The organism is bacterium (assembly GCA_008933615.1).
Classification (GTDB): Bacteria; CLD3; CLD3; order SB21; family SB21; genus SB21.
On sequence record WBUR01000011.1, the window covers coordinates 54583 to 74403 of the forward strand.

The window sequence follows — 19821 nt, forward strand, 5'->3', positions numbered from 1 at the left end:
CATGATACCGACTCTTTTTGAAATTCCGATTTTCGGCGGCATACCGATTCACAGCTTTGGCCTGATGCTGGCATTGTCATTTCTTACGACAAGTTTTGTGCTTAAGAAATTATTTAAGCGGGCAAATTATCCGGTGGATTTGGCCGATCAGGTTATATTGGTCGCGGCCATTGCCGGGTTGGCCGGATCAAAGTTCTATTACCTTCTCTTTGAAGCATTTGACCGATTTATGAAGCATCCGATAGACATGCTTTTTTCCGGCGCAGGTCTGACATGGTACGGCGGGTTTGTTCTTGCTATGATAAGCATCATCTGGCTGATCAGAAAAAATAAGTTGCCGATACTGAAATCGATTGACATGATATCGGTACCGTTGCCGTTAGGATATGGCATCGGGCGTATCGGTTGCCATCTGGCGGGCGACGGAGATTACGGTAAGCCCTGGGACGGCGTTTTTGCAACGGATTATTCCAGAGGCATCGTACCGCCATCGCAGGCTTTTTACGGAACGGAGATTGCAAAAGATTATCCTAACGGAATTGTACCGGACCACACGTTGTGCCATCCAACACCAATGTATGAAACCGTATTCTCCGTTATTATTTTTGCTATACTATGGTATACCACGAAGAAAAAACTGCCAACCGGGTTTCAGATTTCACTTTATTTTATGCTTGGCGGGCTTCAGCGTTTCCTGATCGAATTTCTCCGCATAAATCCGAAAGTTGCTTTCGATCTCAGCGGCGCACAGCTGATCAGCCTGGTTTTGATAATGTTTGGGGGAATCTGGATGTTTTGGGCTTTCAAAATACAACCTAAAGCGGAATTGAATAAGATATCAGCTAAAATTAAATAATTGTGAACGGATTTACGAAAATACTGACGGCAACATTTTGTGTTTTGTTCATGAACCGGGCAGGTATCACAAATGAACCAGTCGGTAGCGAACAAACGAGCAGGTTTACAATTGCCCGAATCAAATACGGCGGAGGAGGAGATTGGTACGGTAACAAGACGGCGTTGAACAATCTATTACGATATCTGAAAGAGCAAACCAATATTGTTACCGGCAACAGCGAAACTTTTGTTGAACTGTCGGACATCAAGTTATTCGATTATTCTTTTCTGTATATGGCGGGACATGGAAATGTCAAATTTTCAGATGCCGATGTGAAAAATTTACGAACGCATCTGACTCATGGCGGATTCCTTTGGTGCGATGACGACTACGGAATAGATAAGTTTTTTAGACGCGAAATGAAGAAAGTTTTTCCTGAACTTGAATTTGTTCCAATACCTTTCTCTCATCCTTTATATCATATTTATTATAATTTTCCGAACGGACTTCCCAAGATTCATGAACACGATGGCGGCGCACCCGAAGCATTTGGTTTGTTCTGGAAGGGACGTTTGGTTTGCTTCTATTCCAAAAACACCGATATCAGCGACGGGCTGGAAGGGCCGGACGTTTTTCCCGAGGATGGAATAGAAAAACATCAACAGGCGCTTAAAATAGCGACGAATATTGTAGTGTATGCTTTAACTTACTAATCTATTTCAAGGAAAAATTATGAAATCGACAGTACTTGACAGAGTATTTGACGGTGTGATATTATGTTTGATGTTAGTTGCTCTGTACTTTGTTTTTATCTGGGTTCCGAACGAAAAAACAATGGGAATCATTCAACGAATATTCTATTTTCACGTGCCGGCTGCGTGGGTTGCGTTCCTGGCTTTCGGAATTGTATTTGCTGCGAGTATAGCATACTTGGTCAGCCGTAATGACCATTGGGATCTCATTGCGGCGATAAGCGCTGAGTTGGGGCTTGTTTTTTGTTCCATCATGTTGATCACAGGTCCGATATGGGCCAAGCCGGTTTGGGGGATTTGGTGGACATGGGATCCGCGACTGACGCTGGCGCTTGTACTGTGGCTGATTTACGTTGCATACGTAATGTTGAGGATCTACATTGACGACGAAGGCAAACGCGCCCGACTATCGGCCGTCGTGGGTATCATTGGTTTTCTTGACGTGCCGTTGGTATACATGTCGATCCGTTGGTGGCGTACTCAGCATCCTGCGGCCGTGATGGGCGGCGGAGAAAAGTCGGGTCTTGCGCCCGAAATGATGCTGACCTTTGTTATTTGCTTAGTAACTTTTACTGCGCTGTTCTTTTATTTGCTTCAGAAGCGGTATGGCATTGAAAAAGCCGAGCAGGAGATCAATGAACTTTATAAAAAAATCGGAGATCGTGATTGACCGCTCAGTTTTTCTTTTCTTGACTCTCGTTTCAGTCCGTGCGTATATTATTTTGTTATAACTTTTTACATACGATTATAGGATTTTTCATGTTACGATTCGTCATATTAATAATTTTTATAGGCTTTTCTTCATCATACGCAGGTGAAAGCGGATATCAATTTTTACGTGTAGGCGTTCCGGCCAAGGCGACGGGGCTGGGTGACACATATGTGTCTCAATTTGGCGATGTGAATACCTTCATGTATAATCCTGCCGGTCTATCTAAACTTTCCCATAGGCAATTTTCCGCCGGCTATATGAACCATATCCTTGACATTGGATCCGGTTATGCAGCCTACGCGCAGCCGTATAAAGATATCGGCGTATTCGGAGCAGGGCTTGTCTATTTCGGTTATGGGGACTTTCAAGGTTATGATGCCTCGGGTTATGAGACCAGCAGTTTTTCTTCCAGCGATTATGCTCTTAGTTTGTTCTATGCGCGTCAGCTGAAAGAAAATGTTCATTTCGGCGCGACGGTAAAGATCATTCGATCTGCTATTGAAAACTATTCATCCGGAGCGGTCGCTGTGGATCTCGGAGCCATTTATGTTTTGCAGCAATACGATATGCAGCTCGGCGCAAGTCTTTTGAATGCCGGATTCGCGACTCATGCATTTCTTGACCACAAAGAAAAGCTCCCTCTTAGTTTGCAATTGGGCGTTTCGAGGAAATGGAATTTCACCACATTCGGCTTGAATCTGTCAGACTTAAACTTGCCGGGTAACAGGCTGAAAAGATTTGCCGTCAGCGCCGAAGCCGATCCCTGGGAGAAAATAAGCATGCGCATCGGTTATAATCTGCAACGCAAAAGCGAGCTGGATCTGAAAGGATCCGGTTTTCTTAACGGCGCAGCAGGCCTGTCCGCCGGCTTAGGCTTCAAACACCAGAACTACGTATTTGATTATTCATTCTCTTCATGGGGCATCGGCGCTGTTAACCGATTTTCTTTGACTGTAAATTTATAGGATTCGTACTATGGATATGTTTAACGATCCGGATTTTGTTTGGACGGGTTTTAATCTGGCCGTTCTTCTCTACGTTCTTTACGATATCTACCAGGAGTTATCGACTATTTTTACCTACGTAGCCCGAACCGGACAAAAAGATGGATTTTTTATTACGTTTGTAAACCGTTTATCATCCAGAGTTTATTTTATTCTGATGCTCATCAGCGCTAGCCTTCTCTTTGTCGTAAATAACGCCGAAATGCTCGAAGCGGTCATGTTAATTGCGCCGGTTGCGCTGCTGATCGGTTTTTTTGTAAACACACTTATATGCAAAATGTGTTTTATTAACGACATCGGGCTGGGAACGGTTTCGCCAAATTATGAAATGGAAATCCAATGGAATGAGATTAAGGCGTACACATGGAAACAAAATGTATTATGTTTAATTCTCAATCGAAAGTGGTTTACTCGAAAAAAAATTAAGTTCAGCGATTCGTCGGCAATTACAGTTATCAATGACCGTCTCCAAAACCTCACCCATCAGGGCACTCATGTTCCTTCAGACTCTATGGACATAAAAGCTATTTAAGTAATAATAAAGCTACCGACTTATTTGCACGGAGAAAAATTATGGCGAACTCTATTCGGCAATATCACAAAAAACTATGGATTACGGCAATTGTGTTGTTTTCAGCATTGCTTGGATACATGTTATCTCAAAGCTTCAGTTTCCAGAATATCGAGCATGCCGGAATTGATTTACTCTTTACGACGCGACCCAAGCCGGCTGAAGTACCGGAGACCATCGTTGTTATGATCGATGAGAAATCGTATGCGGAGGAATTCGGTTATTATGATCCATTGCCTCGCCGTTACATTGCGCGGCTCATAGACACACTTGCCGCCAAAGGCGCAAAAACGATCGCTCTCGATATTGCTTTTTATGATAAACTGGATATGCTTGACCCTAATGGGGACTCGATACTGGTCAAGTCTATGAAACGCGCCGGCAATGTTATTGCCGTATCGATCTGGTATCCGCAGGAGGACGGCACTTTGAAAAATCAGATGCCGCATCCGTTTTTTATGTCCGGATTAAAGGGAGTAGGTTACGCGAATCTCCAGATTTACGGATCCGGTGTGCTGTCCAGTGTGCGCGCAGTTCGTCCCATCCAAAAAATGGGAGATGGGGAAATCATTTTATCTTTTTCTGCGCTCGCATATTGCGAGATCATGGATCTTCAAAAAGAGAAATTTGTCGAAGCAGTTGAAAATAGAAAATGGGATATTGTTCCGCCAATACCGCTTGACGGACAGGGCAATATGATTATCAATTATGTGGGGCCGCCGGCGACGTGGATCAAACAGCCGAACGGAGAATGGACGCAGAATAAAGAAGGAACAATTAACACTTATCGAAGCAGCAAGATAACCGGCGAAGAATCTAGCCAGTGGCCGGAGGATTTTTTGAAAGACAAGCTCGTGATTGTTGGAAACGGGTCGGAATTTGCAGTCGATCGGTTCATAACTCCATTTTACAACAATGCACAAAACAACTGGATGTACGGAGCCGAAGTTCACGCAAACGCCTTTCTTACTTTGCTTAACAAGCGTTTCCTTGAAAAAAGTTCACCGACGGTGACTTTCGCAATTGCATTATTATTCTGTTTTTTAATGGTGTGGGCTACTGTTCGATTTGGTTTTATGGGTGAAATTGGCGTTGCATGGGTGTTGCTCATATTTACTTGGGGATTGAGCTATTATCTTTTTGCCGAAAAGGGGATTTGGTTCCCTGCCTGGAGCATAACCATCGCCGTTATTTTTGCATATTTTTCCACATCGATATACCAGGCCTTTACCGAAGAGAAAAATAAGAAACAAATTAAGAGTATGTTCTCGCGATATGCACCACCGGCCTATGTGGATGCGCTTGTCAAAGATCCTTCTAAACTGGAGCTCGGCGGCGAGGAAAAAGAGATCAGTATTCTTTTTTCAGACATTGAAGGTTTTACGACTATCTCTGAGTCATTATCACCAAGAAAATTGATCGAAATGCTGAATGATTATCTCAATACCATGACGCATCTGATTTTCAATCAGGGCGGCAGTCTGGACAAATATATCGGTGACGCTATTGTGGCCGTTTTTGGTGCGCCTTTACCTCAAAATGAACACGCACTGCACGCCTGCTATGCAGCTCTGGATATGCAGAAAGCGCTGATTGAATTTCGTAAGAGAACCATGGAAATGGGATTGCCGGCTGTACGGAGCCGTGTCGGTATTAATACCGGTAATGTCGTTTTCGGAAACATCGGTTCTGATATCCGTTACGATTATACCGGTATCGGGGATCATATGAATTTGGCTTCACGTCTGGAAGGGGCAAATAAAGAATACGGAACGTACATCATGATCAGTGAATTCACATATCATCAGGTGCGTGAACGCGTGATTGTCCGTGATCTGGACTTGATCGTTGTCAAGGGAAAGAGTAAGCCTGTAAAAGTTTTTGAACTGATAGGAAGAGCAAATGAACCGTTGCCTGAAGCGGCTCGTAAGCTTGTTGAGTTTTACCAGGAAGGAATCATGTTGTACCGTCAGCAGAATTGGAATGAAGCGGTCAGAAAATTTGAACAGGCGCTCACGTATTCACATACGGACGAACCGTCAAAGTTGTATATAACAAGGTGCAAGGAACTGATTTCTAATCCTCCGGGCGCCGACTGGGATGGGTCTTACCATATGACGAGTAAATAAAAGCTTGTAATTGCCTGCATCTTTGAATAATTTTATTTAACTAATACGATTTACTTTGGGTTACTCGCCGGAATACATAACATCTAAAATTTGTAAATCTGTTACTGATACACATAACGTAAGGAGAGGTGAGTTATGAATAATCCGTTAATTAAGACCATCGGCAAGTTGGTATTGCTTTCCGTTTTCTCATTTTCGATTGCCGCCGCTCAAGATGTGGCGTTCTTTTCGAAAGTGAAGGGAAGCGTCAAAATTACCGACGCTAACGGTAAGGAAAAGAAAGCGACTTCCAGCACAAAATTAGCTGACGGCGATAAGGTTTCAACCGGCGCCGACGGCAGCGCTACCATTATGTACTACTCCGGTAAGGAAGTTGTTTTAGCAGCTAAGAAGTATCATACGGTCAAGAAAAAACAGGAAGAAAGTTCCTTCTTATCTGGTCTATATAGCACGTTATCAGGACTTGTTTGGGGACAAGCTTCCGACGCTTCAATGGCAGGAGCTACTCGAGCATGGGCCGGCGATGCCAACCGCATGATCACGGCAACATACCCATCCGAGACTAAGATATTGGAGTCCGAACCTGTTTTCAAATGGGCTGACCATCGCAAAGTTGCAGGCAAGAATTTTGTTGTTACGATCAAGAGTGAGATCAGCGATTTTAAATATGAAATCAATGTGTCCGGTGTTAACGAAGTTGCTTATCCGAAGGTAGCGCCGAAACTGAAAGTAGAAGAAAAATATATTTGGACGGTCAAAGATGCCGCAGGCGCTGATGTATCTCCCGCCGTTAAGTTTTCATTGCTTGATCCGGGTGAATCTGAGAACATGAATGATGATTTGAAAGAAGTTCAGAAAGTCTGCAATAACGATATTACGAATCCGCAATGGTATCTATTGACGGCTGCGTTATATCGCGATTACGGCTTGATGCGTCAGGCCGAAACGGCCATCCAAAGCCTCATTCAATTAAAGCCGGACATGGCTCAGGCGCGTATCATGCTCGCCACGTTATATAAGGAAACGGGACGGTTGGAAGAGGCTAAACTGGAAGAAGAAGCTGCGCGTAAATTAAGCGAAGGCGGAGCGAAGTAGATCTGCTCAAAATAACTCATTTAAAAAGCGATGATGTAAATATCATCGCTTTTTTATTTTATATCGTTCAAAATAAATTGAGCAATTTCATCAGTAACTGAGTCAGGGCGACGGCGGGTATGAACGTCAGAAAATTCCGTCAATTGTTTTATCATATTTGCTCTATATTCACTATCGGTCAGTATACCGTTCATCTCAACAGCGATGGAAGAGGGATTGGCCTGATACTGAACAAACTCTTTAACAATTACTTTAGCGGATAAAATATTAATAAGAGAAATATGGTGAATTCGCAGAAGAAATTTGGCAATAAGCCAGGTCAGCAAAGAAGTTTTATAAATGACAATAAATGGTTTCCCGAAGAGAGCGATTTCGAGATTAACCGTTCCCGACTTAGCGAGAATAACATCGGAGCGCTCCATGATCTCATATGAATGAGGTATAAGGCTAATAGAAAATCTTGCGGGCATACCCGTCCGGTGAATGATGTCAGAGTAAATATCTTCAGCAATCCATCCGCACCGGCTTATTAGAACGGAGATGCTTTTCCTGTTTGTGTTCCATGTTTTATCAAATTCGAGGATCGCATTGAGCATAATCGGCAAGATATTTGCAATTTCTTGCAGCCGGCTTCCTGGAAACAATCCGGCAGTGGTATTGCTTGCTTGATTTTCACTTATGTTTTGACAATATTGATCTCGTAAAACAATATCGTTGATGGGGTGTCCGGCATAAAAACTTTTGATTCCGTGCTGCGTATACAAGTCGTGTTCGAAGGAAAATAGAGGAAAAACGCCATCACATAGTTGTCTGATTTTACTGATTCTCCTTTTTCTCCAGAGCCACACTTGCGGAGGAACGAAATAGTAAATTCTGGGAGAAGTTAGTCCAAGACGTTTTTTTCGCTGAAAGATCTTCTTGGCAACACTGAGATTAAAATCAGGAAAATCGATTAGAATAAGGAGCGATGCGCCGGAATCGAAAATGTGATCGACGAGGCGCTTTCGAAGCAATAAAAGCCGTGGGATGTGAAGGAGGACTTCACTGACACCCATGATGGAAAGTTCGGAGATAGTGCAGTCAAGCGAAACTCCGGCTTTCCGCATAGCTTCGCCGCCAACGCCGCTTAAACGGGCTTGCGGGGAGAGTTTTAGAATTGATTTTGCGAGCAGCCCGCCGTACAAGTCGCCGGAGGATTCTCCTGCAAGTAGTATGATGGACAGTTCTGAAATTTTATTCATATATAAGGGTTATAATAGCATATTCTATTTAAAGTTAATCGGATAAAAAATCAACTATGATTGAAAAGGAAATTGAAAATATCTTAAAAGAGTTTGCAGCGGTTGAATACGTCGTTAGCGACTCCAACGCGTTTTTTGCAAAATTTGAGATTATGCGTCTTAATCAGGATATGATGAATCATATTCAGAGCAAGCTGGCGCCGTTGGGTTATAAAGCCGTCATATCGAATTTATCGACGAAGACGGAAAATGGCTCCCATGCCGACATTGTTATCCTGAAGATATTCTCAGCAAATAATGGATACCATGATAGTGTACGTCCTTATCAATTTTTGCCCGAGACAAAAAGCCGATGGACGTGGCTCAACCACCCGTCCGTTAATCTTGTGCTTTTTGTATTTACTTTTATTGTTGTTTTTATTACGGGCGCGGCGACTATCATCAACAGAGAGATCACGGATGAGTGGAGCTGGATTACGGGATTTCAATTTTCATTTGCATTGCTTGGAATTCTCAGCGCGCACGAATTCGGCCATTATTTCGCGGCCAAGTATCATAAACTGAATGTCACACTTCCGTATTTTCTGCCAGGGATTCTGATTCCTCCTTACTTATTCACAGGTTTTGGCGGAACGACGCTGATGCCGGGTACATTCGGCGCATTCATTCGCATAAAATCTCCGATTCTGAATAAAAAGCAACTGATGGACGTAGGCGTTGCAGGCCCTATTGCGGGTTTTGTAGTTTGCCTGATTGTCCTGATTTACGGCTTCACTACCGTGCCTGATAGATCATATGCGTATCAATTCTACGATCCGCAGAGCATATATACCGGGGAACCATTCTGGCATTTCGGGAATTCTTTATTATTCAGTTTTCTTGGAAATACGCTTGCCGGCAATAGAATGCCGGAAATGTATGACATCATTCACTACCCGTTTATTTTTGCCGGATGGTTTGGTCTGCTTGTAACTGCGCTGAATTTACTGCCTATAGGACAACTAGACGGTGGACACATAACGTATTCGCTTCTCGGCAAACGACAGAAATATGTAGGTTATTTTGCATTTGTCGCAATTCTCGTTATGGGATTATTGAATAATAATAACAACTGGCTGATCTGGGCTATTCTCATACTTGTTTTGATCAAGATCAAACACCCGCCGGTCATGAATGACCATGAAGGATTGGACAGAACACGGCAGATCATTGGAATTGTTTCAATTATCATATTTATCCTTTGTTTTATACCCGATCCGATATATCTTAAAGGGTATACGAGATAACGTCATTCTAGCCTAGAAGGTAATTGTCCATGCGTTATTACACGCGAAATCAATCATCGTATCAGTTTATTGGCGGCGATTATCCTGCGGTAAAAATGCTGCTGATACTCAATTTTATCGCTTATTTACTCCAATGGTTACTTTCAATCACGGGCGGGGAGAACTTTGTATATAATTATCTTGCCCTCTCTCCAAGGATATGGGAAGGACAGATCTGGCAGCTGGTGACCTATATGTTTCTGCATGCCGATGTCTGGCACATGTTGTTTAACATGCTGGCGCTGTGGCTTTTTGGAAAAGAGCTTGAAATGACTTGGGGATCCAATGAGTTTCTCAAGTATTATTTCATTTGCGGAATAGGCGCCGGTCTGACCTTTTTGTTATTTTCCAAAGGCGTGGTCATTGGCGCATCCGGGGCTGTCTTTGGCTTACTCCTTGCTTTTGGAATGACGTTTCCTGATCAGATCATTCTCATGAGCCTTATTTTTCCGATCAAGGCAAAATACATGGTCATTATTTACGGCGTCATTACTTTCATGAATATTGCAAATCCTTCCGGCGATGGAGTTGCACACTTTGCTCATCTCGGCGGTATGGTATTCGGACTTATATATCTAAAAAAAGAGTGGTTCGTTTTTAAGGCGAACCGCACAAAGATGGAAATTAAACCTAGACGAAGTGAGAGCAAGGAATTAAGGCCGTTGCCTCCGCGAGAGGATCGCAGTGAGGCAATGAGAAGCAAAGTGGATAGTATTTTGGATAAGATCAACGAAGTTGGATATGATCATCTGACAAAAGAAGAAAAAGAGATTCTGCTCGAAGCAAGCCAACACTTGTCCAATTCAGACCGGCCCAATATTAAACACTAGAATTTTCCATAAAACCTATTTATGACATTTCATCAACGTACGGAAAAAGCGCTTGCACACAGTTCCGTCTGCGTGGGCCTCGATCCTGACCTTAATCTTATTCCAGCAATTCTCAAATCTGAATCAAATCCGGTTCTAGCATTCAATCGCGCATTAATAGACGCGACTGTCGATGTCGTCGGGGCCTATAAGCCCAATTTCGCGTTCTACGAGGTAATGGGCATTGAAGGATGGCTAACTCTCACTGATACTGTGAAACACATCCGTTCGCGTTCAGATAAGGTAATAATCATTGCAGATGCAAAGCGCGGGGACATCGGAAATACCTCATCTAAATATGCTCAAGCTATCCTGCAGGAAATGGATTTTGATTGCATTACGATCAATCCATATATGGGGCGTGATTCGGTGGAGCCGTTTATTCAAGACGAAAATAAAGGCGCTTTTGTCCTCTGCCTGACTTCAAATAAAGGTTCTGAAGATTTTCAGCGTTTGGATGTGAACGGCAGGAAGAACTATGTGTCGGTCGCGCAGAATGTTCTTTCATGGAATACGCTGAATAATTGCGGGTTGGTGGTGGGTGCGACCCATCCTGAGGAAATGCAGAATATCCGGAGTATATCGGGAAAGATGCCGTTCCTTGTTCCAGGCATCGGTGTTCAGGGCGGGGATCTGGAAGCGGTGGTAAAATCGAATTGGGACGGGAGGAAGGTTAACGCGTTCATCAATTCCTCCCGCGCGGTAATTTATGCATCCAAAGAAAAAGACTTTGCAGAACGAGCGAGGGCGGAGGTATTGAAATTAAAGAAGTCCATTGAGCGTATAGTACCGGATATCAAAAAATAATCGTTCCGGAGCAGAATTTATTTGCAAATATTGGGTTCAACGTATATATTTACCCGCATTTTTATGGGCGCTTAGCTCAGTTGGTTTAGAGCGTCTCGTTTACACCGAGAAGGTCCTTGGTTCGAATCCATGAGCGCCCACCGTGAAAACCCCGAGTGAAATCGGGGTTTTTTTGCTAAAAAATTACTTGCAAAACGCGGTAGAATGTAGTATAATGACGCCTCTAAAAAGGGCGCGTAGTTCAATTGGTTAGAGCACTGCCCTGTCACGGCAGAAGTTGCGAGTTCGAGCCTCGTCGCGCCCGCGAAATCTAAAAACCCCGATTTATCGGGGTTTTTCTGTTAATACGAGGTTTTAAATGGAGGAAGTAATCCAGAGGCAGGCTTCGTCGTTTCGATACGTCCCGCTTTATGAAGAGCGGATGCGATCTTCTAATCGAATAACGTGAACCCGAACAAAATTGTCAGATAGTAACGCCATTCTTTGCCGTTTTTAATTTTTTGCCTTTCTTTGTACAAGCCCGCTCCACCGGGAGAACCGTCATACTTGGAAACGAGCGGTCCCAGGGTTGTAAATTTGTCCAGGCCGTAGGCTGCATTAAATGTAACCCGCGTTGGATAAACAAAAAAGGAATAAAACTCCATGCGTAATTCCCCGCCAATAGACTTCTTAAAGTCTATGCCTTTGCTCCATGCGTCACCGTATCCAAAGTAAATACCGCCGAATATTTTATCGAGATAGAGATTGGCGAATTTTGAATCTATATGTTTCCATATTGGAAACCGATAAGTAGTGTTCAGCAGCGCTAGTTTATTTCCCTCAATGCTATAGAACGAATATCCTTTTAGCCCTGCGAGACCGCCGCCGAAAAAATTGAAAAAACTATCAACTTTGTTTGGAATAATACCGCCTTGAAAAGAGAGTTCCAGTGTGTGATCCTTGATCGGTAATTTCAGATATTCGTTATAGGTTCCCTCCACGCGGTGATAATGGGCCTTGTCGTACAGGGTTTCATACGTCCCGGCGCTGGCGTTGAATGCAAAACCAGAGATCAGGTTGTCCAGATTATAACTGTATTTAATGTTCCCTTTTCTTCCGACGCGCGGATTGATCTCGCCATCAACTGAGGGTTTGAGCGAATTGAATTTCCAGTCTGTGGAAATACCATTGCCATAATAATATTTTATAAAGCCCGTTGCGGGGATCGTTACAATCTCCACACCGTTAAACTCCCGATGTTCCGATATTTTGACATAAGACTCAGCATGCACATAATTCAGACGAAGATCCCTGGGTTCAAGTAAGCTAAAATCCGCGCCGGCGTCAACCTCGCGCAATTCAAATGTGTTCTTTTGAATAGATTCATACACAGGATCAGGATCATTTGACGGATCGCTGTTTTCTTTGAACGTTCGTGAGCGGGTAAGGTTGTACAATTCAAGAAATAGAGTCGGGCCAAATCCGCTGAATTCAAAGATACCGAATAAATCTCGGTCAAGATCAGGGATATTAAACATCGCGCCGCCAAAGAAAGAGGATTTAGATAAAACGTCGCTGGAATAAAAATATAATCCGGGCTTAAATGTGCCGTAATCAATTCGTAACACGGGTAGAAAAGAAAAATCAAGAAATTGAGTTTTGTAACGGGAGATCGAGTCAAATGCCGGAAGCGCCGTGTCGTCATAACTCTTTGGGTATTTAGGCCAACGCTGGGGATAATTCCGGTTCAATTCTTCTGGTTGCGCTTCAGACAACGTGATCTTTTTAATATTTGGGTTTGACGTTGAATACTGAGCATGGTTAGTATCTATTTCACGGATAAGTTTAATTTCGCTTATTGTGAAGCCGGCGTCTTTGTAAAGTGTGAATATTAGGTTGTCTTTTTTGGAAGCGGAAGGATAGAATGCCCCACCCAGAACATTGGTGACCAATTGTTTTTCTTTCGACTCCAGGTTCAGCCGATAAACATTATAAATTCCAGTCTCATCGGAAGAATAGTACATATACTGTCCATCAGGAGACACGGAGGGTGAACGCTCGTCGTAATGATGATTGGTTATCCATTGAATATCGCCGGATTCGACATCGAGCACGGCTATATCCCGCCCGTCGTCAATTGATGAGTCAAAGAATAGTTGTTTCCCATTGGGGTGAAACGAAGGGCGATAAATTTGCCGCCCGTTATGATAATTTGTTAATTGTAAATAGGATAATCCTTTTTTCAAAAAATTTATACTGTCGAATTCTTTGTTTAATATTGACAAATCGGAAGGAATGTCCTTAATGAGGATAAGATTATTATTTCCGTCTGAATTAACAACTGCCGCAATACTTCCTCCCGTCGGTGAAAATACGGGCGCAGATGCCCTGAGAGAGGACGTCAGTCGATACTCTTTGTTCTTATGGATGTCGAAAACATAAATATCATTTACCTGGAAGTGATACTTATTGTCAGGCAAATTCTTTGAATAAACCAATTTAGTTCCATCGGGTGACCATGAAGCAGGGCCGTCAACGTCGTTCATTATTTTCCGCGCCGACTTCAACGATAGATCATAGAGATAGAGTGAAGTTTGGCTAAGGTAATCATGGTCGGTATTGGTTATGTAAACGAACTTTGAGCCGTCCGGTGAAAAGGCGGGGTAAAAGTTGGCCGTTCCTTCATTTGGAAATATGGTGCCTTCGGCCACATTGGTCTGTATAAGATTTGTTTCATTCTGATAATGCTTCTCGATATTGGTTCGCCAGTCGCTGTAAAGTGAGTCCAGAGAACGTCCTGTTGCCTTTTGTACCGCTCCTTCGAATGAGGTCGTAAGATTACGCGAAAAGCGGCAGATTGTCTCTAACGACTCATCGCCATAGACTGATGCGATATACGTTACAAATGCATAACCGCTGTTGTAAGCAGACTCATTGCCAATACTGTTCTTCCCAAAAGTTCCCATGGAATTCAGACTAAGTAGTTGGCCCGACAAAACGCGGGAACGAAGAATCATGTCCCGATGTGAATCCCAAAATTCATAATCGAGATGTTGTATCTGATATTGTGCAACACCTTCTGCAAACCAGACAGGCAAAGCTACACCCGCGATCGGGTAGGACGCAACAATATTTGGGAAGCCCCGAAGAACATCCTGGCGTCTCTCTTTTTCGTATCCGATGTATTGGAGATAAAAACCGGGGACCTTTCGTGAGAATTTCATCGCGGCCTGCAGCGATATCATATGGACAAATTCATGTGTAATAACATTTCTCAGCCAGTTGTGATTTCCTCGTAATTCAAAATCGAGACTGGATGCCCAAATTTCAATTTTATTATCATAATAATATGCCCCGCCGTTGGAATAATCGTCGGTGTCACGAATGATAAAATGAACACGATCAGGCTTATGATTGTATAATTGCGTTACGGGACCATATATTTCTTCAGCGATCTTCGCGACAAGGTAGGCGGTACGTTCAGGGCCTTTTACCATAGCGGCATGATCGCTCATAGGCATGTCGTGATAATGTACGTCAAAATGCTCCGTTCTGATCGTAAGCCAATTCAATTCACCGTGCGACCACGACTCCGGCTGTGCGGAGAGACGATCTGGACAGTAGAAAAAAAAGCATAAAATAATGAATTGAAAAGCGAGACGGAACATGATGCTACTTTTTTTTAAATTTAATTTCCAGCCAGCCGTTGTTATATTCGGCGCCTTCAGTTTGGAGCAGCGATAAGGAGTCCGGCAAAACAAATGAGCGCATCTGGTTTCCAATGCCGATGATCAATTCATTTCCCCGTGTTGTCACATCAATTTTATTATTCTCGATAAAGGGGACTTTAATCGCAAATATTTTCTCTTTTTTCGTAGAATAAATGCGAATTGGTTTATCTGAATAGAATACATCAGTTGGGTCACGATCCTCATAAATCATCTTACCGAGTTGGCTGAGTCTCGATATACCTATTACCTCGTCTTTGAGATAGGGAACTTCTGTGATTGGAAGAGGAGAAAAATTGTCATAAATCATTTTTAAATACTTTTGCTGGGTAACTTGCCAATCCTTGAAATAACCCTTAAGGCCGTCCTTTGGAATCACGCGGTTGATAATGATCTGATCCGTGATCATGCCGAATAGATTGAGGTAAGTCCATGCGCGCTGTGATTCATTTATTACCATTTTTTCCGGATTTAGTACTATACGCGTTGATGTGAGAGATTGATGCTCAAATAGCCTGCGCATATCGAGTAACTTTTCAAGAACAAGTTCCCATGAGTGGGTAACGTTTTCAGGCGCAATCACTGCGCGGAGAGATTTTGACATTTTAGATGCTGGGCGGATCACGGGAGAGACGATGTATTTTTCAAGATAACGGGTAATTTTTAATGCCATGGATACGATCTGTGGTAAACTGAGAAGACGCAAACTTTCTCCGGTTGGCGCCATGTCAATGATCAAAACCTCGTAGTTTCCTGAATCATAAAATTCTTTGATGCGAAGTAAGCTGAATACATTGTCCATTCCGGGAATTATGGCTAACTCGCCTGCGATGGCGTCATCGGCGCCGAGAGTAACGATCAGAGAAGAAAGATAATCTTTGATCTGACCCCAGTTATTATCCAATTCATGAAAAGCATCGATTTCTATTCCGTCAAGATTTGTTGCAATGTTTTGAACGGAGTGCGTTAGATTAATTTGAAATGTGTCGGATAAGCTATGCGAAGGATCGGTACTGATAACAATGGTTCGATAACCAAGGGCGGCGGCGTGAAGCGCCGTAGCGGCTGCAGTTGTTGTTTTACCGACTCCGCCTTTCCCTGAAAAAAAAATAATTCGTAATTTTTTCAAACGTTCAACTCATTGCTGTAAAATGGACAACATGTCTTCTTCGACGGACTTGGCAGGGTGCTCGGTAATACGGCCTATTTCATTGTCATTTCTTAAAAAAACCATAGTAGGAACGCGTGAAATGGAATATTTTGCGGTTAACTGTGCTTTATCTTTTTTTGTTCTGTCCACTCCGTAGAGTGTGTAAGTCAAATTGGCTGCTCCAGCCAGATCCAGTGTTTTGAGAAAAAAAGATAAATTTCTTTTGGAATCGCCGCACCATGTTCCAAGAAAGATCTTGATGTGAATGTTTTCTGTAAATTGTCTCAGCGCGAGAATAACGGAGTCATTCGGAGTATACGATTCATAATTTGTTTTAAAGATAGGAAATTCTGCAAAAAGTTCAGTCTGAGTGATCGTGCCAATAAGCATTGGTTCGTCATTGATAACTTGCTTATGTGAGACATGAGTTGCACAGGAATGCAATGTCAGAAACATCGGTAGCGAAAATAGAATTCGGAATGTCATTCGTCCTTCGCCTTTTTACGTCCGGTGATCATGGAAACCCAAATACTGATTTCATAAAGGATTATCATAGGCGCGGCCACAACGAATAAAGTAATCATATCCGTCGTGGGAGTAACGATGGCGGCGACAACAAGGCAGGCAATGGAGGCATGGCGCCAATACGTTCGCAAAAATTTATGATTCAATACGCCTATTTTAGTAAGGAAGAAAGACAATACGGGCAATTCAAAAGTAAGGCCTGTGATGAGCATGAATCCAGATACGAAACTCAGATACGCATCCAAATCGATCATATTTTCTATAATAATACCGAGTTCCTTATCTATATCGCCCATGGTCAAGAGAAAATTCAGCGTTATTGGAATGACAATCAAAAACGAGAAAAGCGCGCCTATAATGAAACAAATTGTCGCGGAAAGAATAATCGGAATGGCATAACGACGCTCTTTTTTTCTCAAACCGGGAGAAATAAAACGCCACAATTGGAAGAGAATAATGGGTAAGCTGAGTATAATTCCGCTGATCAGTCCAACCTGAATTTTTACCATCATCAATCCCTGAACCTGAGTAATAACGGGACGCATCATCTCGATGGGCGGTTTGATATTCGGAATGAGCATGGGCGGATACAGCAATAACTTAATAATAGAATTGCTGAATACAAAGGATACCATCATCATGACAAGCACCGATAATACGATAAAAATCAGCCTGCGCCGCAATTCTGCCAGATGATCCAAAAACGACATCTGGATGTGATTGGGCTCGCTCTCGGCGAGTTCAGGGCTATTTTTTTCGGCTTCAGACATAGGTGTGTTTCAATGGATTATTCGACTAAAAAAGCCGTTCGTATTTTTCTTTTGAAAAAGGGGTGTGTTCTTTTTTAAACCAGTAGGACGGTAATTTTCTATTTATTTTTTTGTCCAAGATGTCATTTCTGATCAATCGCATAAACAGTCCGATGGGGGCGAACAAAATAAAAAACATTATTGTCAATATGATGCGCGATACGAAATAGCCGATGACAATTGAGAGAATCGTCATGCCCTTGTAAAGCGGAATTAGAAGAGTAGTAGTGGCAAAGGCAGTTAACATCATCAAACCGCCACTAGCGGCGAACCAAACCCATAGCTCACTATGTTTATACCATAACCAAACCCCAATTACGGTCAGGATCAACGAAAAAATTATTCCAAATTTCTTTACAGTTTTTGTATCGCAAACCATTTCATGAATTTCGTACCGGATGTCTTTAATAATATCTTTCACTTGTTCACCCTTCTTGATAAGTATTTAATAGCGAAGTGTTTTTTTAATCGAGTTCGAATTCTCTCATCCATTCTTTATTATCATCCATGGGCTTCTGATCGGCTTTTTTCAAAACATAGTTTCCTAAAACGAGGTAATCCATTTCAGTTCGCATAAAGCAGCGGAATGCGTCTTCTGGTGAACAGACAATCGGCTCACCTCTGACATTGAAGGACGTATTGACGATGACCGGACATCCTGTTTTTTTATAAAACGCATGTATGAGTTCGTAATAAGCACCGTGCGTGTCTTTGTGAACCGTTTGTACTCGAGCTGAATAGTCAATGTGCGTGACAGCCGGAATTTCGGATCGGGGGATATTAAGTTTTTCAATCCCGAATAATTTTTGCTGTTCTTCCGTCATTGGAATTCTTTTCTTGTCGACCACATCGGCAACTAACAGCATGTATTTACTATCATGATCCATATCAAAATATGCGCCCACATGTTCTCGCAGCACGCTTGGAGCAAAAGGGCGAAATGATTCGCGGTATTTGATTTTGAGATTCATCACAGACTGCATTTTAGAGGAACGTGCGTCGCCGATGATACTACGCGAACCGAGGGCGCGCGGGCCAAATTCCATACGCTCCTGAAACCATCCTACGACTTTTTCGTTCGCTAGTTCGCCGGAGATTTGTGTAATCATTTCTGTTCGGCTTAGCTTCTGAAAGGGAATAGAATTGCCAGCGAGAAAAGACTCGATATATTCGTCGGAAAAATGAGGTCCCAGATAAGAGCCGTGCTGTGTATCGTCAACTTCATTGCAAGTTCTAGGATTCTGGAGATATTGATACCAAACGAAGAGTGCCGCTCCCAGCGCGCTCCCGGCATCGCCTGCCGCAGGCTGTATCCATATATCCTCAAATATATTATCCTTGAGTAATTTGCCGTTTGCAACACAATTCAGCGCAACTCCGCCGGCTAAACACAGTTTTTTTTGTCCGGTAACCTTTCTGATGTGTTTGGCCATTCGGAGCATGATTTCCTCGGTTACCACCTGAACGGATTTTGCGAGATCCATTTCACGCTGAGTCAGCCAGGATTCCGGCTCACGCGGCGGCCCGCCAAACAACTTATGAAATTTGGCGTTGGTCATCGTAAGGCCTGCGGCAAAATTAAAGTAGTCCATATTTAATTTAAAACTGCCGTCCTCCTTGAGGTCAATAATATGCTTGTATATCAAATCAACATATTTCGGTTCTCCGTAGGGCGCCAGCCCCATGACCTTGTACTCGCCGGAGTTTACTTTAAAGCCCGTATAATAAGTAAAAGCGGAATAGAGAAGGCCTACAGAATGCGGAAAATGAATTTCGAAATCGATAGCCAATTGATTTCCTTTAGCGACGCCAAAACTGGTGGTCGTCCATTCGCCGACACCATCGATCGTGAGAAAAGCAGCCTCTGAGTAGGGCGAAGGAAAAAAAGCGGCTGCGGCATGTGACTCGTGATGTTCAGGGTAGATGATCTTACCCTTAAATTCCTTCAATTCGTCCATAATGAGTTCCGGCATCCATAATTTTTTTCGGATCCATTGCGGCATAGCTTTCATGAAAGAATTAAGGCCAAATGGCGCATAAGCGAAATACGTTCGCAGAAGGCGCTCGAATTTGACCAATGGCTTTTCATAAAAAGCTACGTAATCGATCTGGCTTAGAACAATGCCGGCATGGTTTAAACAGAAATGAACCGCATGATGCGGAAAATTGTCATCCTGTTTTTTCCGTGTAAACCGCTCTTCTTGAGCCGCTGCTATGATTTCACCGTCCTTTATGAGTGCTGCCGCGGAATCATGGTAAAAACAGGAGATGCCGAGAATGTACATAT

At 42.9% G+C, this 19821-nt stretch carries 17 protein-coding genes and 2 tRNA genes; 12 read left to right on the top strand and 7 right to left on the bottom strand.

Annotated elements, in window-relative coordinates; all coding sequences use genetic code 11:
• Nucleotide 1 precedes the first annotated feature (1 nt).
• The 7 genes from F9K33_05790 to F9K33_05820 all read left to right on the top strand — a co-directional run bounded on the left by F9K33_05790 (nucleotide 2) and on the right by F9K33_05820 (nucleotide 7101).
• Nucleotides 2–856 carry a prolipoprotein diacylglyceryl transferase gene (locus tag F9K33_05790; GenBank protein KAB2880318.1) on the top strand — a complete coding sequence of 285 codons (855 nt, stop codon included), beginning with the start codon at nucleotides 2–4 and terminating at the stop codon, nucleotides 854–856.
• A gap of 50 nt (nucleotides 857–906) precedes the next feature.
• Nucleotides 907–1551, top strand: a complete 645-nt coding sequence (locus F9K33_05795) for a DUF4159 domain-containing protein (protein KAB2880349.1) — start codon at nucleotides 907–909, stop codon at nucleotides 1549–1551.
• A 19-nt stretch (nucleotides 1552–1570) separates the two neighbouring features.
• A complete protein-coding gene (locus F9K33_05800; GenBank protein ID KAB2880319.1) occupies nucleotides 1571–2260 on the top strand; it encodes a cytochrome C assembly protein in 690 nt (229 codons plus the stop codon).
• An 89-nt stretch (nucleotides 2261–2349) separates the two neighbouring features.
• Nucleotides 2350–3267 carry a PorV/PorQ family protein gene (locus tag F9K33_05805; GenBank protein ID KAB2880320.1) on the top strand — a complete coding sequence of 306 codons (918 nt, stop codon included), beginning with the start codon at nucleotides 2350–2352 and terminating at the stop codon, nucleotides 3265–3267.
• A gap of 10 nt (nucleotides 3268–3277) precedes the next feature.
• A complete protein-coding gene (locus tag F9K33_05810) occupies nucleotides 3278–3838 on the top strand; it encodes a hypothetical protein (protein KAB2880321.1) in 561 nt (186 codons plus the stop codon).
• A gap of 41 nt (nucleotides 3839–3879) precedes the next feature.
• Nucleotides 3880–6006: an adenylate/guanylate cyclase domain-containing protein gene (locus F9K33_05815; protein KAB2880322.1), complete on the top strand. Its 2127-nt coding sequence runs from the start codon at nucleotides 3880–3882 to the stop codon at nucleotides 6004–6006.
• 135 nt (nucleotides 6007–6141) lie between these two features.
• The gene (locus F9K33_05820; protein KAB2880323.1) at nucleotides 6142–7101 is read left to right on the top strand and encodes a hypothetical protein; all 960 of its coding nucleotides are present in this window, start codon (nucleotides 6142–6144) and stop codon (nucleotides 7099–7101) included.
• Nucleotides 7102–7154: 53 nt separating this feature from the next.
• Here the strand turns inward: F9K33_05820 and lpxB are convergent, their stop codons facing one another.
• Complete coding sequence (gene lpxB, locus F9K33_05825) at nucleotides 7155–8342, bottom strand: lipid-A-disaccharide synthase (protein ID KAB2880324.1); 1188 nt, start codon at nucleotides 8340–8342, stop codon at nucleotides 7155–7157.
• Nucleotides 8343–8398: 56 nt separating this feature from the next.
• Here lpxB and F9K33_05830 point away from each other — a divergent pair, with 56 nt between their 5' ends.
• From F9K33_05830 to F9K33_05850, 5 genes are all read left to right on the top strand, one after another.
• Nucleotides 8399–9628: a site-2 protease family protein gene (locus F9K33_05830; protein ID KAB2880325.1), complete on the top strand. Its 1230-nt coding sequence runs from the start codon at nucleotides 8399–8401 to the stop codon at nucleotides 9626–9628.
• 29 nt (nucleotides 9629–9657) lie between these two features.
• Nucleotides 9658–10497 carry a rhomboid family intramembrane serine protease gene (locus F9K33_05835; GenBank protein ID KAB2880326.1) on the top strand — a complete coding sequence of 280 codons (840 nt, stop codon included), beginning with the start codon at nucleotides 9658–9660 and terminating at the stop codon, nucleotides 10495–10497.
• Nucleotides 10498–10518: 21 nt separating this feature from the next.
• Nucleotides 10519–11343, top strand: a complete 825-nt coding sequence (pyrF, locus tag F9K33_05840; GenBank protein KAB2880327.1) for an orotidine-5'-phosphate decarboxylase — start codon at nucleotides 10519–10521, stop codon at nucleotides 11341–11343.
• Nucleotides 11344–11408: 65 nt separating this feature from the next.
• Nucleotides 11409–11483, top strand: a tRNA-Val gene (locus F9K33_05845).
• 90 nt (nucleotides 11484–11573) lie between these two features.
• Nucleotides 11574–11647 (top strand) — tRNA-Asp (locus F9K33_05850).
• A gap of 127 nt (nucleotides 11648–11774) precedes the next feature.
• Here F9K33_05850 and F9K33_05855 read toward each other — a convergent pair.
• From F9K33_05855 to F9K33_05880, 6 genes are read right to left on the bottom strand one after another with little or no spacing between them, the layout of a single operon-like run.
• Nucleotides 11775–14990 (bottom strand): hypothetical protein, encoded by a 3216-nt coding sequence (locus tag F9K33_05855; GenBank protein ID KAB2880328.1) that lies wholly within the window; start codon nucleotides 14988–14990, stop codon nucleotides 11775–11777.
• Between the two features lie 4 nt (nucleotides 14991–14994).
• Nucleotides 14995–16179 (bottom strand): ArsA family ATPase, encoded by a 1185-nt coding sequence (locus F9K33_05860; GenBank protein ID KAB2880329.1) that lies wholly within the window; start codon nucleotides 16177–16179, stop codon nucleotides 14995–14997.
• A gap of 9 nt (nucleotides 16180–16188) precedes the next feature.
• The gene (locus tag F9K33_05865) at nucleotides 16189–16686 is read right to left on the bottom strand and encodes a hypothetical protein (protein ID KAB2880330.1); all 498 of its coding nucleotides are present in this window, start codon (nucleotides 16684–16686) and stop codon (nucleotides 16189–16191) included.
• Nucleotides 16683–17495, bottom strand: a complete 813-nt coding sequence (gene tatC / locus F9K33_05870; GenBank protein KAB2880331.1) for a twin-arginine translocase subunit TatC — start codon at nucleotides 17493–17495, stop codon at nucleotides 16683–16685. The genes F9K33_05865 and tatC overlap by 4 nt, the downstream gene beginning before the upstream one ends.
• Nucleotides 17496–17520: 25 nt before the next feature.
• Complete coding sequence (locus tag F9K33_05875; GenBank protein ID KAB2880332.1) at nucleotides 17521–17955, bottom strand: hypothetical protein; 435 nt, start codon at nucleotides 17953–17955, stop codon at nucleotides 17521–17523.
• Between the two features lie 43 nt (nucleotides 17956–17998).
• Nucleotides 17999–19819, bottom strand: coding sequence for a carbamoyltransferase (locus F9K33_05880; protein KAB2880333.1), 1821 nt, complete (start codon nucleotides 19817–19819; stop codon nucleotides 17999–18001).
• Between the last annotated feature and the right edge of the window lie 2 nt (nucleotides 19820–19821).